12 protein-coding genes and 3 pseudogenes are annotated in these 15728 nt (G+C 71.1%); 8 read left to right on the top strand and 7 right to left on the bottom strand.

Annotation, left to right across the window (positions count from 1 at the left end; translation table 11 throughout):
* Positions 1-59: 59 nt before the first annotated feature.
* Positions 60-674: a Pr6Pr family membrane protein gene (locus tag OHA72_RS02155; protein ID WP_327006189.1), complete on the top strand. Its 615-nt coding sequence runs from the start codon at positions 60-62 to the stop codon at positions 672-674.
* Here OHA72_RS02155 and OHA72_RS02150 read toward each other — a convergent pair.
* From OHA72_RS02150 to OHA72_RS02125, 7 genes and pseudogenes are all read right to left on the bottom strand, one after another.
* Complete coding sequence (locus OHA72_RS02150; RefSeq protein WP_327006188.1) at positions 633-2204, bottom strand: FAD-binding oxidoreductase; 1572 nt, start codon at positions 2202-2204, stop codon at positions 633-635. The genes OHA72_RS02155 and OHA72_RS02150 overlap by 42 nt on opposite strands.
* Positions 2205-2355: 151 nt before the next feature.
* Complete coding sequence (locus OHA72_RS02145; RefSeq protein WP_327006187.1) at positions 2356-3357, bottom strand: alpha/beta hydrolase family protein; 1002 nt, start codon at positions 3355-3357, stop codon at positions 2356-2358.
* 201 nt (positions 3358-3558) lie between these two features.
* On the bottom strand, positions 3559-3735 hold the full coding sequence (locus OHA72_RS02140; RefSeq protein WP_327006186.1) for a DUF6104 family protein: 177 nt from the start codon (positions 3733-3735) through the stop codon (positions 3559-3561).
* Between the two features lie 62 nt (positions 3736-3797).
* Positions 3798-7330 (bottom strand): annotated as a pseudogene (locus tag OHA72_RS02135) (multifunctional oxoglutarate decarboxylase/oxoglutarate dehydrogenase thiamine pyrophosphate-binding subunit/dihydrolipoyllysine-residue succinyltransferase subunit); the annotation flags it as partial.
* Between the two features lie 90 nt (positions 7331-7420).
* Positions 7421-7570 (bottom strand): annotated as a pseudogene (locus OHA72_RS64515) (2-oxoglutarate dehydrogenase E1 subunit family protein); the annotation flags it as partial.
* 188 nt (positions 7571-7758) lie between these two features.
* Positions 7759-8685: a DUF2705 family protein gene (locus OHA72_RS02130; protein ID WP_327006185.1), complete on the bottom strand. Its 927-nt coding sequence runs from the start codon at positions 8683-8685 to the stop codon at positions 7759-7761.
* Positions 8686-8770: 85 nt separating this feature from the next.
* The gene (locus tag OHA72_RS02125; RefSeq protein WP_327006184.1) at positions 8771-9682 is read right to left on the bottom strand and encodes an ABC transporter ATP-binding protein; all 912 of its coding nucleotides are present in this window, start codon (positions 9680-9682) and stop codon (positions 8771-8773) included.
* A 35-nt stretch (positions 9683-9717) separates the two neighbouring features.
* Between OHA72_RS02125 and OHA72_RS02120 the strand changes: the two are divergent.
* The 7 genes and pseudogenes from OHA72_RS02120 to OHA72_RS02090 all read left to right on the top strand — a co-directional run.
* Positions 9718-10767: pseudogene (locus OHA72_RS02120) on the top strand (Ig-like domain-containing protein); the annotation flags it as partial.
* A gap of 135 nt (positions 10768-10902) precedes the next feature.
* Positions 10903-11565: a cadherin-like domain-containing protein gene (locus OHA72_RS02115; RefSeq protein WP_327006182.1), complete on the top strand. Its 663-nt coding sequence runs from the start codon at positions 10903-10905 to the stop codon at positions 11563-11565.
* Between the two features lie 268 nt (positions 11566-11833).
* On the top strand, positions 11834-12595 hold the full coding sequence (locus tag OHA72_RS02110) for a GNAT family N-acetyltransferase (protein WP_327006181.1): 762 nt from the start codon (positions 11834-11836) through the stop codon (positions 12593-12595).
* 4 nt (positions 12596-12599) lie between these two features.
* Positions 12600-13394, top strand: coding sequence for a lysophospholipid acyltransferase family protein (locus OHA72_RS02105; protein WP_327006180.1), 795 nt, complete (start codon positions 12600-12602; stop codon positions 13392-13394).
* Positions 13395-13455: 61 nt separating this feature from the next.
* Positions 13456-14274 carry a DUF4097 family beta strand repeat-containing protein gene (locus tag OHA72_RS02100; RefSeq protein ID WP_327006179.1) on the top strand — a complete coding sequence of 273 codons (819 nt, stop codon included), beginning with the start codon at positions 13456-13458 and terminating at the stop codon, positions 14272-14274.
* The gene (locus OHA72_RS02095) at positions 14271-14897 is read left to right on the top strand and encodes a PadR family transcriptional regulator (RefSeq protein ID WP_327006178.1); all 627 of its coding nucleotides are present in this window, start codon (positions 14271-14273) and stop codon (positions 14895-14897) included. The genes OHA72_RS02100 and OHA72_RS02095 overlap by 4 nt, the downstream gene beginning before the upstream one ends.
* An 83-nt stretch (positions 14898-14980) precedes the next feature.
* Positions 14981-15721, top strand: coding sequence for a response regulator transcription factor (locus OHA72_RS02090; protein ID WP_203847927.1), 741 nt, complete (start codon positions 14981-14983; stop codon positions 15719-15721).
* Positions 15722-15728 lie beyond the last annotated feature (7 nt).

The following is a 15728-nucleotide window of genomic DNA, read 5'->3' as shown; positions in this document are numbered from 1 at the left end:
GAGGCGCCCGCCGCGACCAAGGCTGGCCCGGCGGGCGATTTCCGGCTAGGTTGCGGCCCATGTCCGTCGTCTTCCGGGTGCTCACCGCCGTGAGTGCGCTGGCCGGGATCGTGCTGCTGCTCGACTACACCCACGGTGACGGGGGTGTGTTCGTCTACTTCACCGTGCAGAGCAGTGTGATCATCGCGGTCGTGTCGGCGGTGGCGGCGGTGCGGCCGGTGCCGGCGTGGGTGCGGGGCGCGGCGACGTTGTACAGCTGCATCACCGGGACGGTCTATCACGCGTTGCTGGCGAATCCGTCCAGCCCGTTCCACGTGGTCGACTCCGGGGCGCACGCGCCGCACAACCTGTTGCTGCACACGGTGACGCCGGTGCTCGCGGCGGTCACCTGGCTGGTCGTCGACCGGGAGCCGGTGCGGTGGTGGTACGCGGCGGTCTGGCTCGGCTACCCGTTGGCGTATCTGGCGTTCGCGCTGGTCCGCGGCGCGATCGTGCACGAGTACCCGTATCCGTTCGTCGACGCCGGTGAGCTCGGGTATGTGGGCGTGACGATCTCCGCACTCGGCTTCACGGTGGCGTTCTTCCTGCTCGGGCTGCTGCTGATCGGGCTGGGTGCGCTGGTCCGGGCGGTGCTACAGCAGCGCACCCGGGTTGAGGATGCCGCGGGGGTCTAGGGTGCGTTTCGCGGCCCGGAGCACGTCGGTGAACAGCGGGTCGCGCTGCTGCGCGAGCCACGGCAGGTGGTCGCGGCCGACGGCGTGATGGTGGGTGATGGTGCCGCCGTTGGCGGTGATGGCCTCGCTGACCGCGGCCTTGATCTCGTCCCAGATCGCCACCTCGGCGCCGCGGCGCGCGGGGGTGATGATCGTGAAGTAGGGCGCCGGGCCGTCGGGGTAGGCGTGGGTGAGCCGGCAGGTGACCACGGCGACCCTGGCCGGGGCGGCGGCCTGCGCGGCGGCGATCACGGCGGCGTGCAGCGCGTCGAACCGGCTCCACGTGCACGCCGTCTCGACCGTTTCGACGACGAGCCCGAGCCTGATGAGGGCGTCCCTGGTGTACGGCGCCCGAAGGAACGACGCCCGCCAGGCGCCGTGATCGCCGTCAGGGGCAGAGGCAGCGGCCGGGGCGGCCGCTCCGCCGTGGTCGGCGCAGATGGTGACGGCGTCGGCCAGCAGTGCCGTGGTGGCGCCCTCGAAGCCGAGCAGCAGCCGTGCCTGGCCGTCGGTCGCCCCGGCGTTGAGCATCGCCTCCACCGGGTCGAGCAGCCGGCAGTTGCTCGGCCGCAGCCCCGCCTGCAGGATCGCCCGGACGGCGGCGACAGCTTGGGCGTACACCGGGAACGCCACCGACGCAGACACCCGTTCGGAAGGCGCGGGTCGCGAGGTGACCCGCAGCCACGCCTCCACGATCACGCCGAGCGTGCCCTCCGACCCCAGGAACAGTCCGTCGGTGGACGGGCCGGCGCCGCTGCCCGGCACCCGCAGCGACTCCACCGGGCCCTGCGGCGTGATCACCCGCAGCGCCTCGACGAAGTCGTCGATGCGGGTCGGCCCGGTCGCGTAGTGGCCGGCGGAGCGGGTCGCGAGCCAGCCGCCGACGGTGGAGAACTCGAAGCTCTGCGGGTAGTGCCGCAGCGTCAGGCCGTGCGGTCGCAGTGCCTGCTCCAGGGCCGGGCCGAACACGCCGGCCTGGACCCGCACGGCGTGGTTGACCTCGTCGACCTCGCCGACCCGGTTGAGCCGGCTCAGGTCGAGGGAGATCCACGGGGCGTCGCCGCGGTACTCGACGCCGCCGACGACGGAGGTGCCGCCGCCGTACGGCACGACCGCCGCGCCGACCGCCTCGGCCCAGTCGAGGGTGGCGACGACGTCGTGCGCGGTGCGCGGGTAGCAGACCAGGTCGGGAGGGTTGTCGAGGCGGCCGTGCAGCGCCCGGACCACGTCGCGGAACGCCTTGCCGTACGTGTGCCCGGCCCGGCTCATCGAGTCGGCGGTGAACGCCTCCTCCATGATCGACGGGGGGATCAGGCGCGGCGGGGCAAGGACCGGGTCGTAGGGGATCGGCAGCACCGACCCGTCGATCGGCATCCACGGGCGCAACGCCGTCTCCGCGAGCCGGCGGCACGCCTCGTCGTCGAGGGCGTCGCCGGTCCACCCCCAGCCCCACCACGACCGTTCACCCTGAGCGCGGTTCAAGGCGGCCATTGACGGAGAGTGCCACAATCCGACACGTTCGGCCACTGCCTGCAGGTCAGGTCATGGGTATTCTGTCGGCCATGCCCGATGAGCGCATTGACCCAAGCCAGAACACTCAGGCATTCCAGGCATGGGTGGACAACAACAACAATCCGGCGGCTCAGCCCGCCGCGACCGGCTCCAAGCTCGGCTTCATCGTCGCCGGCGCAGTGGTGGCGGTCGTGCTGGTGGTCGTCGTGGTGCTCGTCGTGCTGTAGATCCCGACCGATTCGAACCGTGTCACACCGTCGAGCGCGGCGTCGCCGCTCAGCCGGAGCCGGGCCGTGTCGTCACCGTCGAGCGCCCAGGTGAGGAAGTCGAGCAGCGTAGCCATCGCCTGGTGATGCCCGCGCTCCGCGTCGTTGGTGCCGGCGCCGTGCTCGCCCCCGACGATGGTGAGGAACGCCTTCGGCCACGGGTCCTTGCCGTAGGAGGTCCGGCCCTGTTCGTAGGCGACCACCGGGTCCTTGTCACCGTGGATGAACAGCAGCGGCACGGGGCTGCCCTGGTAGGTCCCGGCGGGCCGGCCCGCGAAGATGACGCCCGCCTTGAGCCGCGGGTCGCGGTGGACGGTGAAGAGCCCGTCGGTGGTGGTGCCGCCGCCGGAGTGCCCCACGGCCGCCATGCGGTCCGGGTCGATGCTCCCGGCGAGGGGGTTGCCCGGCTGCAGCATCTGCGTGATGACGAACGACGCGTCCAGGGACTGGTTCGGCACGTCGAGCTTGTTGAACTTCGGCGTGTCCTTCTTCGTGAACGGGTACGCCGCGGCGACGACCACGTACCCGGACTCGGCCAGGAACCTGGTCATGCCCTCCTGCATCTGCGGGTTGCTGTAGAAGCCGTGGCTCCACACGATCAGCGGCAGCTTCCCCGGCAGCGGCGGGGCGTCGCTCTGGACGCGCCCCTTGGTCCTGCGGGCGGACCCGCGGGTCGGATACCACACGGTCGTGGGCAGCGGGCGGTCCTTGCCGCGGGCGAAGTCGAAGTGCCGCACGCCGACGGCGTGGTTGCTCGGGCCGGCGGGGCTGGCGCCCGCCGCGACCACCAACGGCTCGGCCGTGTCGGCCCCTGAGGCCGAAAAAGCGCCGCCCAGGAGCAGGAGGGCGGCGGCCAGGAGCGACACGGTTGCAGAACGGTTGCGACTCGGGGGCACGTACAGAATGTAGGTGCAGCGTGCGCTATGCCGTTATCACCCGACTGGGGACAATCGATTGGCTTGCCGGACTACACCAGGTTGTCCTCGAACGACCCATTTGGTGGATGCACCGGGACGACGGCTCCGGTGAATGCCCGCAAATCGGAGCAATGCGGGCATTGGCCGGCGTCAGTCCTCGTCGTCGTCCAGGCGGGCCAGGTAGACCGCCAGGCGTTCGACGGGCGTCTCGAACTCGGGGTTCTGGTCGACGAAGTCGCGCAGGCGCTCGGCCAGCCACTCGAAGCTGACCTCCTCCTCGCCACGGCGCTGCGCGAGCTCCTCGATGCCACGGTCGGTGAAGTACATGGGCACCCCCAGAAGGAAGCGGGGAGGGCGTGGGCCCTCCCCGCGGAACGACGAACGGACGGTCAGCGCTTCGGCAGCGCCGCCTCGATCAGGGCCTGCTGCTCGGCGTCGTGGAGCTTCGTCGAGCCGACCGCCGGGGCGGCCGCGGCGGGGCGGGAGATGCGGCGCAGCCCGACGCCCTGCAGGTGCTCGAGCAGGTTGAGGGCGATGAAGGACCAGGCGCCCTGGTTGGCCGGCTCCTCCTGCACCCAGGCGAAGTCCTCCGCGTTGGGGAACTGCGCCAGGGCCTCGCGCAGCTCCTCGACCGGCATGGGGTACAGCTGCTCCACCCGGATGATGGCGGTGTCGGTGATGTCACGCTCGGTGCGGGCCTGCAGCAGGTCGTAGAAGACCTTGCCGGAGCACAGCAGGACGCGCTTGACGCCGGCGGTGTCCAGGGCGGTGCCCTTGATGCCGGGGTCGCCCAGGACGGTGGCGAAGGTGCCCGTGGTGAAGTCCTCGACCGGCGACACGCACAGCCGGTGCCGCAGCAGCGACTTGGGCGTGAAGACGACGAGGGGCTTCTTCTTCGGCGACAGCGCCTGGCGGCGCAGCAGGTGGAAGTGGTTCGCCGGGGTGGTCGGCACCGCGACCCGCATGTTGTCCTCGGCACACAGCTGCAGGTAGCGCTCCAGCCGGCCCGATGTGTGGTCGGGGCCCTGGCCCTCGTGCGAGTGCGGCAGCAGCAGCGTCACCGCGGTGCGCTGACCCCACTTGACCTCACCGGAGGAGATGAACTCGTCGACGATGGACTGGGCGCCGTTGACGAAGTCGCCGAACTGGGCCTCCCACATGACCAGCGCGTCGGGGTTCTCCACCGAGTACCCGTACTCGAAGCCCATCGCGGCGAACTCCGACAGCAGCGAGTCGTAGATGAACAGCTTCGCGTTGTCCTTGATCAGCGCGGACATCGGCATGTAGTCGGTGCCGGTCTCGGCGTCGACGATGCCGGCGTGGCGCTGCACGAACGTGCCGCGGCGGGAGTCCTGACCGGAGAGCCGGACCGTGACGCCCTGGTTGACCAGCGAACCGAACGTGATGATCTCCGCGAAGCCCCAGTCGATGTCGCCCTCGGCGGCCATCTTCGCCCGGCGGTCCAGCAGTTGCTGCACGCGCTTGTGCGGGGTGAAGCCCTCCGGGAGCTTGACGTTCGCCTCGCCGATCGCGTGCATGACGCTGACGTCGATCGCGGTCTCGACCACCGGCTCCGGCTCCGGCTCGCGGAGGCGGGTCAGCCGCGACGCCGGGTTGGAGGAGGCGTCACGGGTCGCCTTGAACACCGTCTCCAGCTGCTCGTGGTAGTCCTTGAGCAGGGCCTCGGCCTCGGTGATCGGGATGTCGCCGCGACCGATCAGCTCCTCGGTGTAGATCTTGCGCACCGATCGCTTCTGGTCGATGATCGCGTACATCAGCGGGTTGGTCATCGACGGGTCGTCGCCCTCGTTGTGCCCGCGGCGCCGGTAGCAGACCAGGTCGATGACGACGTCCTTGTTGAACGCCTGGCGGTATTCGAAGGCCAGGCGCGCGACGCGGACCACGGCCTCCGGGTCGTCGCCGTTGACGTGGAAGATCGGCGCCTGGATCATCCGGGCGATGTCGGTGGAGTACAGCGACGAGCGCGAGTACTCCGGCGCGGTGGTGAACCCGACCTGGTTGTTGACCACGACGTGGACGGTGCCGCCGGTGCGGTAGCCGCGCAGCTGCGACAGGTTCAGCGTCTCGGCGACCACACCCTGGCCGGCGAACGCCGCGTCACCGTGGATCAGCAGCGGCAGGACCGTGTAGCCCTCGAGCTTGAGGTCGATCGAGTCCTGCTTGGCCCGCACGATGCCCTCGAGGACCGGGTTGACCGCCTCCAGGTGCGACGGGTTCGCGACCACGGAGACCGTCGTGGCGTGCTCGCCGTCGGGGTGCGTGAACTTGCCGGTCATGCCCAGGTGGTACTTGACGTCGCCGGAGCCGTGCGCCGACTTGAGGTCCAGGTGCCCCTCGAACTCCGAGAAGATCTTCTCGTAGGGCTTGCCGACGATGTTGGCCAGGACGTTGAGCCGGCCGCGGTGCGCCATGCCGATGACGACCTCGTCCAGGCCGCCCTCGGCGGAGTTCTGCAGGATCTCGTCCAGCAGCGGGATCAGCGACTCGCCGCCCTCCAGGGAGAAGCGGCGCTGCCCCACGTACTTGGTCTGCAGGAATGTCTCGAACGCCTCGGCGGCGTTGAGCCGGTTCAGGATGTGCTTCTGCTCGGCGGTGTCGGGCTTCTCGTACGGCTTCTCGACCCGCTCGGCGACCCAGCGCCGCTCCTCCGGGTCCATGATGTGCATGTACTCGACGCCGACCCGGCGGCAGTAGGAGTCGCGCAGCACGCCGAGGACGGCCCGCAGCTTCATCTTCTGCTTGCCGGCGAAGCCGCCGACGGGGAAGACCCGGTCGAGGTCCCACAGCGTCAGCCCGTGCTCGAGCACGTCGAGGTCGGGGTGGCGGCGGATGCGGAACTCCAGCGGGTCCGTGTCGGCCATCAGGTGGCCGCGGACCCGGTAGGCGTGGATCAGCTCGACGACCCGGGCCGCCTTGTCGATCTGGCCCTCGGAGGTGCGGGCGACGTCACGGACCCAGCGGACCGGCTCGTAGGGGATCCGCAGCGCGGTGAAGATCTGGTCGTAGAACCCGTGCTCGCCGAGCAGCAGCTCGTGCATGACCTTCAGGAACTCCCCGGACTGTGCGCCCTGGATGATCCGGTGGTCATAGGTGCTGGTCAGCGTGAGGATCTTGCTGATGCCGAGGTCGGCGAGGGTCTCGTCGGACATGCCGGCATAGGGCGCGGGATACTCCATCGCGCCGACGCCGATGATCGTGCCCTGCCCGGCCATGAGCCGCGGCATGGAGTGCACGGTGCCGATGCCGCCGGGGTTGGTCAGCGAGACCGTGGCGCCGCTGTGGTCCTCCATGGTCAGCTCGTTGCGCCGGGCCCGGCGCACGATGTCCTCGTAGGCCGACCAGAACTGCCGGAAGTCCATGCCGTCGGCGGCCTTGATGCTCGGGACCACCAGGTTGCGCGAGCCGTCCGGCTTGACCAGGTCGATCGCGATGCCGAGGTTGACGTGCTCCGGCTGGACCAGGTTGGGCTTGCCGTCGATCTCGGCGAAGGAGTTGTTCATCTCCGGGTGCGCGGCGAGCGCCCGGACCATCGCGAAGCCGATGAGGTGCGTGAAGCTGACCTTGCCGCCGCGGCCGCGGGCCAGGTGGTTGTTGATCACGACGCGGTTGTCGGACAGCAGCTTCGCCGGCACGGCGCGGACGCTGGTTGCCGTCGGCACCTCCAGCGAGGCGTCCATGTTCTGCACGATCCGGGCGGCGACGCCGCGCAGCGGGGTGTGCTTGGCGGCACCGGACGCGGCGGGCGCCTGCTTCGTCGGTGCGGGCCTGGTCGCCGGCGCGGCCTTCTGCACCGGCTTGGCCGCGGGGGCGGGCGCCGCGGCGGCGGGTGCGGAGGCGGCGGGGAGGCCGCGGCCGCGGTGGACGCCGCGGGGGCCGGCGGAGCGGCGGGGACGGCGGCGGCTCGCGGAGCGGTGGCAACGGGGGTGGCAGGGGTCGCCGGCTCAGCCGTCTCGGCGGGCGCCGCCGAGCTGGCCTCGGCGCCGTCCCCGCTAGGCTTGTAGTCGGCGAAGAAGTCGTGCCACGCGGGGTCCACGCTGGCCGGGTCGGCGAGGTACCTCTGATACATGTCCTCGACGATCCACTCGTTCGGGCCGAAGCCCGCCAAGGGGTTCTCCTGCGAGTTGGTCGCTTGGGTCGACACGGCTGTTGATCGCCTCTTCCAAACGGAGTCACTGGGGTTGCTAATTCCGCGTCAAGGCTACGCGCTGCCTAACGCTCGTTCGTCGCCGACGCCGCCCGAAGTGACCATGTAGACGACGGCATGGGTCCATCCCATACAACTGTGGCCGCCATTTGGCGGCCACAACTGTCCTAGATCTGCTATAACGCCTACGCGATGTCACGCTTCCGTGTGATCAACGTGCCGACGGTGCCGAGGATGACCGCCCACGCGATCAGCACGACCGCGCCGGCCCATCGAGGCGGCAGGTCGGTGTCGCCGAGCTGCGCGGCCAGGCCGCCCACGACGTGCGACGACGCCAGCGGCGGGATGTAGACCGCGCTCTCCAGCACCCAGTCCTCCTTGATCACCAGCTCATGGATCAGGGTGAGCACGATGATCGCGGCCCAGGTGCCGACGGTGTAGAGGACCGCCGCGGTGATCGTTGCGCCGATCTGGCTGCGGATCAGCACGCCGATGCCGATGCCGAAGACGGCCCACAGGACGTACACCAGCAGGTTGAGCAGTATCGACTGCTGCGCCGTCCAGTGCCCGAGGCTGTTGGTGAGGTCCTTGGCGCCGAAGTACAGCACGCCGACCCCGATCGAGATCGCCGTGGTGATCAGCCAGAAGAGCACGCCCGCGAGCGCCGAGGTGATGAGCTTCGCGGTGATGACCTTGGTCCGCTTCGGGGTCGCGAGGAACGTGGCGGTCGCCGTCTGGTGGTAGAACTCGTTGGTGATCACCAGGATCGCCAGGAGCATCACCAGCAGCAGGCCGAAGAACTGGCCCGAGGTGTAGACGTTCGCGGCGTACTTGGCGAGCTGGCCGGCGGCGTGCGCCTTGGCGACCCGGTCCGCCTCCTCCTGCTCGTACTGCCGCTGGCTGGCCTCGAACTCGGCCTTCTGCTCGTCGGTCAGCCCCGGCGGCGGGTCGCCCTGCGGGTACGCGGTGTAGTTGTTGGTCAGCTCCGAGTCGGTCTGCTCGAGGTTGATCCAGAGCGCGAGCGCGGTGAAGACCAGCGACGTCAGCAGGAAGATCCACCACATGTTCGTGGTGCGCAGCTTCAGCAGCTCGCTGCGGATGAGCCGGGTCATGCCATCACCTCCGCTGCGCTCCGGCGCCGGCCTGACCCAGGCACTGCGCTCATGATGACCAACTCCTCGCTCCGCTGCGGGTTTGTCATCGGATGGCCGCCTTTCCCTGGGTCAGTTCGAGGAACACGTGCTCCAGGTCGGGCCGTTCGTTGACCAGCTCGTGCAGCTCGATCCCGCCCTGCAGAGCGAGGCGGCCGATGGCCGGGGCGTCCAGGCCGGTGACCACGTGGCTGTCGTTGCCGTTGGGCTCGATCGTCGCGCCGGCGGTGCGCACCGCCGTGACCAGCTCCTGCAGGTTGGGCGTGCGGACCCGGGTGCGCGGCGCGCTGGAGCCGGCGCCGACGATCTGCTCGACGGGCCCCTGCGTGACGAGCCTGCCGGCGGCGATGATGACCACGTCGTCGGCGAGGATCTCCATCTCCGACAGCAGGTGGCTGGAGACCAGCACGGTGCGCCCCTGCTGGGCCAGGCCCTGCAGCAGTCCGCGCATCCAGCGGATGCCCTCCGGGTCGAGGCCGTTGGCGGGCTCGTCCAGGATCAGCACCTGCGGGTCGCCGAGCATCGCCTGGGCGATGCCGAGCCGCTGCTTCATGCCCAGCGAGTAGCCGCGGAACTTGCGCTTCGCCGCCGGGGTCAGCCCGACCAGCTCCAGCATCTTGTCGACCTGCGAGTCCGGGATGCCGGCCGCGGCGGCGACGATGCGCAGGTGGTTGCGGGCGGTGCGGCCCTTGTGCGCGGCCGACGCCTCGAGGATCGCGCCGGCCAGCCGCAGCGGCTCGGCCGCGTCGGAGTAGCGCAGGCCACTGATGGTCGCCGATCCGGAGCTCGGGGTCACCAGATTCAGGATCATGCGTAGCGTCGTGGTCTTGCCGGCGCCGTTGGGGCCGAGGAACCCGGTGACGCGACCTGGTTCGACCACGAACGACAGGTGATCCACGGCCGTGACGTTCTTGTAACGCTTCGTCAGGTCGGAGACCACGATCTGTCCGTTGGACAACGTGCCGCTCCCTCCAAGAGAGTGAAGCCGTCAATATGGCACGTCCCGGCAAACAGCGGGGGGCCGGACTGCCCGTGAATCAAGGCGAGGAAAACTCGCCCATAACGCACCGTATCCACGTATACACGAAAGGTGGCATTCGGGAGCGTTCGGGCCGGGTTCGCCATCGCGCTGCTGGCCACGGCGATCGGCTGGGTGTGGCAGCGGCCGGCGGCCGCCGAGATCGTCGAGCCGTTCCGCCCGGTGTACTCGGTCAACGGCAGCGGCTCCGTCGTCCTGCGCGGCAACGCGAACCTGACCTGCGACGACGTCAACCCCGGCTGCGCGGCCGCAAGGAACGCCACCGCCGGCGGCGGCGCGCTGAACAACACCGCCCACCGGATGCGCAACGTCGACGTCGGCGCCGTGCCACCGGGGACCACGTTCGTCCCCGGCAGCCTGACGATCGACGGCGCCCCGCAGAGCGACTCCGCAGACACCGACCGCGCCGAGATCAGCGCCGGCGTCGCGGGCTTCCGCGTCGGTACGGGCAGCGACGCCACCCGGGGCGGCCGCCTGCCCGTCGGCGACTCGGTGACCGTCAGCTACCGCGTCACCGCGACCGCGCCCGGCGCCGCCACCCTGCTCGACGTCGCGCACGTCTCCGCCGCCGGCGCGGACACCGGGGTGAAGCTGCGCGCACCGTCCAACGCGGCCACGTCGACCCTGCCCGCGACCGCCGCCGCCGACCTCGCCGTGACCGTCGCCGGCCCGCCCGCCGTGCAGGGCACGGTGACCTACCCGGTCACGGTCACCAACACCGGCCCCGACCCGGCCGCCGGCGACGGGCATGGCGGCTCCTCCACCGCCACGGTGCAGGTCACCGTCGCCGACCGCGCCCCGGTCGCCGCCGCCGACGAGCGCGGCACCCCGCCGGGACCCCGCTCGACGTCGCGGTCCTCGCCAACGACAGCGACCCGGACCCCGGCGACACGCTCACCGTCACGGCCTGGGACGCGGCATCGGCGCACGGCGGCACCGTCACGCACAGCGGCGGTGCACTGCGGTACACCCCGGCGGCCGGCTTCACCGGGGACGACACCTTCACGTACACGGTCGGCGACGGACTCGGCGGCACCTCGACCGGCACGGTCACCGTCCACGTCGGCACACCCCAGCCGCCGTCGCCGCGCGCGGACGCCGCGAACACCCCGCCGGACACCGCGACCGGGACCGTGACGGTGACCGTCACGGCCGCCGAACCCGCGGCCGGGGAGCCCGCGGGCCCGCCGGTGGTGGTCACCACCCCGACCGTGACGACACCCACCGGCAGCGGGGCGCAGACGATCACCCCGCTCGACAACGTCACCGACCCCGACGGCGACCCGCTCAAGGTCGTCGGCGTGACCCAGCCCGCCAACGGCAGCGCCGTGCTCAACGCCGACGGCACCGTCACGTACACCCCGGACCGCGGCTTCGCCGGCGCGGACTCGTTCGCGTACACCGTCACCGACGGCACCACCGCCGTCGCCGGCACGGTCGAGCTGATGGTCGGCTCGGTCGACCTGCCGGCCGATCTGCCGATCACCGGCGGGGCGGTGGCGCCGTACGCGCTCGCCGGCCTGCTCATGCTGCTCGCTGGGGCGCTGCTGCGGGTCACTCCGTCCGGTCACCGACCCGGCCGGTCACCGACCCGGATCACGTGCTTCAGCCCCGACCACACGTCGTCGATCGCGCAGACCTTGACGTCCACCCGGCCGTGCGCCAGGGCGAACTCGCGCACCCCGTTCTCGTCCAGGTCGGTGGCCATGCCGGAGGAGCGCTTCGGCCAAGCGACCCACAGCGCGCCGGCGGGCGGCGTCAGCCGGTGCAGCACCTGCCAGCGCCGCCGCAACCTGGCCTGATCAGGGCAGAAACAGACGATCACGTCGTAGAGGCCGGGCGCGCTGCGACGGTGCAGCACCACATCGGACGGCAGCTCCCGCAGGTCGAACGCGGCAGGTGCACCGTCGAGCAGCACACGGTGCCCGGCGTTGACGCCGAGCTTCTTGGGCAGTGGGGTCCCTGAATATCCCGCCATGCCTGACCACGGTAGTCATCGTTCACCCACCAGCCATGCGGGTAACCAGTCACCGTCAGCCAGCCGCAGGGGTCGAGCCTTACACCGAAAGCATGACGATTCTCGCCGTCGCCGCCGACCCGGTCGGGGTCGACGAAACCGATCGCTACACCCTGCTGGTGGCCACGGACGGTGACCAGGTCCGGGCCGCACAACGGCTCCGCCACGACGTCTTCGCCGGGGAACTCGGCGCTGAGCTGCACACCGACACCCCGGGCCTGGACGTCGACGCCTTCGACGAGCACTGCGACCACCTCATCATCCGTGAGGAGCGCACCGGCGAGGTCGTCGGCACGTACCGGATGCTGCCGCCGGACCGGGCCGTCGCCGCCGGCGGGCTCTACGCCGACACCGAGTTCGACCTCGCCGGCCTGCACCAGCTGCGTGGGGGACTGGTCGAGACCGGCCGCTCCTGCGTGCACCCCGACCACCGCAGCGGTGCGGTGATCAACCTGATGTGGGCCGGGATCGCCCGGTACATGCACCTGCACGGCCACCGCTGGCTCGGCGGCTGCGCGTCGGTGCCGCTCGCCGACGGTGGCGCCACCGCCGCCGGGGTGTGGGACCTGGCCCAGCGCAAGCACCTCGTCCCGCCCGCCTGGCGGGTCCGGCCGCGCAACCCCCTCGCGCTGACCGCGGCGGTGCCGGCCAAGGTCGAGGTGCCGTCGCTGCTCAAGGGGTACCTGCGCCTCGGTGCCTGGATCGGCGGCGAACCCGCCCACGACCCGGACTTCGACTGCGCCGACTTCTACGTACTGCTGTCGCTGGACCGGGTCAACCCGCGGTACATGCGGCACTTCCTCGGCCAGGGGTGACCCCGTGACGGTCGTCGACTCCCTGTGGCTGCCGCGCTCGACCTGCGACGTGAGCTGCCTGCCGGCCCGCTCCGACGGGCACGTCCCGGCCACGACGATGCTCAAGCGGGTCGTCGTGACCGGGACGGTCCTGCTGCTCGCGGCCCTCGCCGTGCCGGTCCTGGCGCTGCTGCCGCAGCGCGGGCTGATCGCCGCCCAGCGCCGGCTGGCCCGCGCGGTCCTCGCCGGGCTCGGCATCTCCCACCGGGCCGTCGGCCGGATCCCGCAGCACGGCGCGCTGCTGGTCGCCAACCACGTCTCGTGGCTCGACGTGGTCGTGATCCTGGCGCACGCGCCGGCCCGGCTGCTCGCCAAGCGCGAGGTGCGCGCCTGGCCGCTGATCGGCCGGCTCTCCGCCACCCTCGGCACGGTCTTCGTCGACCGGTCCAGGCCCAAGACCCTGCCGGCCACCGTCGGGCGGATCCGCGCCGAGCTCGCCGCCGGCGGCGTGGTCGCGGTCTTCCCGGAGGGCACCACCTGGTGCGGCCGGATGGGCGGCACGTTCCGGCCGGCGATGTTCCAGGCGGCGGTCGACGCGGCCGCGCCCGTCGTGCCGGTCCGGCTGACGTTCGCGCAGGGCGGGACGCCGTCGACGGTGGCCGCGTTCATCGGCGACGAGACGCTGCTCACCTCGCTGCGGCGGGTCGTGGCCGCCCGTGGGCTGTCGATCGAACTGAAGGCGCACGCCACGATGTACCCGCAGCCGTCCTCGTCCCGTCGCGTCCTCGCCCGCGCGGCGACCTCGGTGGTCGCGGCCTGACGCTCCGTTGCTTGCGACTGGCAGTCGCGATGTATCGCGTTTGTCTGCTACCGTCGGTGGCATGACGACGTGGAACGTTGCCGAGCCCACCCGGCTCGAGCTGAAGGGGGAGGTCAAGGACCTCCAGGTGCGGCTGGTCGGTGGGCGGGTCAACGTCGTCGGCGCCGAGGGACCCGCCCGGGTCGAGGTCACCGCGATCGGCGAGCGGCCGGTCACGGTCACCCTCGACGACGACGGCGTGCTGCGGGTCACGCACGGCACCATCCCCAAGTGGCCCGGCTTCCTCTGGTGGCTCTTCCACGGCCAGTTCAAGGTCGACGTCTCGGTCATGGTCCCGCCCCGGACCCCGGCCAAGCTCACCGTCGTCTCCGGCTCCGTCATCGTCTCCTCGCTGCGCGCCGGCACCCAGGTCGACGCGACCAGCGCCCGCGTCACCCTGCTCGGCCTCGACGGCCGCGTCACCGCCAAGGTCATCTCCGGCTCCATCGAGGCGCTGACCCTCGACGGCGAGGTCGAGCTCGAGACCGTCTCCGGCGAGATCGTCGTGGCCGACACCACCGCCCGCAAGGTCCACGCCCGCGCGATCTCCGGCTCGATCACCTGCGACCTCGACAACCCGCCGGTCGACACCGACGTGCGCCTGGACACGGTCTCCGGCGAGATCACCGCCCGGGTCCGGGAGGACAGTGACCTGCGGGTCAACCTCAACGCCACGTCCGGGCGGGTGATCTGCGCCTTCCCCGGCCTCGACCGCGTCGGCCGCAGCACCGTCATCGGCACGCTCGGCGCCGGCACCGGCCGCATCGCCGCCAACGCCACGTCTGGCACGATCACGTTGTTGCACCGGCCGGTCGACCTGGACGAGGAGGACATTCTGTGAGTGCCGTCTTCAGTCACGGCCGGCTGCGGTTGTACCTGCTGAAGCTCCTCGCCGAGGGCCCCCGGCACGGCTACGAGCTGATCCGGCTGCTGGAGAACCGCTTCCACGGCCTGTACGCGCCCTCCGCCGGCACCATCTACCCGCGCCTGCAGCGGATGGAGGCCGACGGCCTGGTCTTCCACACCGCCTCGGGCGGCCGCAAGGTCTACGACATCACCGACGCCGGCCGGGCCGAGCTCGTGCAGCGCGCCGCCGAGCTCGAGACGCTCGAGACCGACATCAACGCCTCCCTCGCCGACCTGTCGACCCTCGCCGACGAGGTCGAGCGGGGCGTGCACGGCTCCGTGCACGACCTGAAGAAGGAGCTGAAGGAGGCCGGCCGGCAGGCCCGCAGCGCACCCACCTGGGGCTGGGGCTACCCGCCCCGCCCGGGCGCGGCGGGCACGGCCAGGCCCGCGCCGCCACCCGGCGACGTCGTCGCCGAGCTGGAGGAGAAGGCCGCCCAGCTGCTCGCCGAGGTGCGCCGGCTGGCCCGCGCCGGCCGCGCCAGCCAGGAGACGATGCGCGCCACTCTCGTCGTTCTCGACGGCGCAATCGACCAGGTGCGGCGTCTGCTGCGCTAGCTTGGAGAGGTCGGGCTGGTTGTTTCAGGAACTTCCCAGGCAACCATCAGCCCCACTCCAGCAGGAGGCGGAAAGATATGCGCATGGGGGTACGAGGCGGCGTTGCACAATCCGGGGGTGCCCCGTCGCCAGGCGTTGCGCAGGCTGAGGCGAGACTGCTCGTGGTCGAGGACGATCCGAACATCCGCGAGCTCCTCTCGGCCAGCCTGCGTTTCGCCGGTTTTGCGGTTGACGCGGTGACCACCGGTGCCGAGGCGGTCACCGCGGCCCGCGACAGCAAGCCCGACCTGGTCGTCCTCGACGTGATGCTGCCCGACCTCGACGGTTTCGAGGTCATCCGGCGGCTCCGCGAGGGTGGCGTCCGGCTTCCTGTCGTGTTCCTCACGGCCCGGGACGGCACCGAGGACAAGGTCCGCGGTCTCACGCTCGGCGGCGACGACTACGTGACGAAGCCGTTCAGCCTGGAGGAGCTCACCGCCCGGATCCGTGCCGTGCTGCGCCGCACCGCCGGTGACCCCGGGCCCAACCGGCTGGTCTTCCAGGACCTGGAGCTCGACGAGGAGACCCACGAGGTGTCCCGCGCCGGGCAGACGATCGCCCTGTCGCCGACGGAGTTCAAGCTCCTGCGGTATCTGATGCTCAACGCGGGCCGGGTGCTGTCCAAGGCGCAGATCCTCGACTTCGTGTGGAACTACGACTTCCGAGGCGACGACAGCATCGTCGAGTCGTACATCTCCTACCTGCGGCGCAAGGTGGATATCGCCGAGCCGCGCCTGATCCACACCCTGCGCGGCGTGGGCTACGTCCTGCGCCTGCCAGTCTGAGGCCCGC

It is taken from the genome of Dactylosporangium sp. NBC_01737, assembly GCF_035963215.1.
Lineage (GTDB): Bacteria > Actinomycetota > Actinomycetes > Mycobacteriales > Micromonosporaceae > Dactylosporangium.
This window is presented reverse-complemented; position numbering and strand designations above follow the sequence as displayed.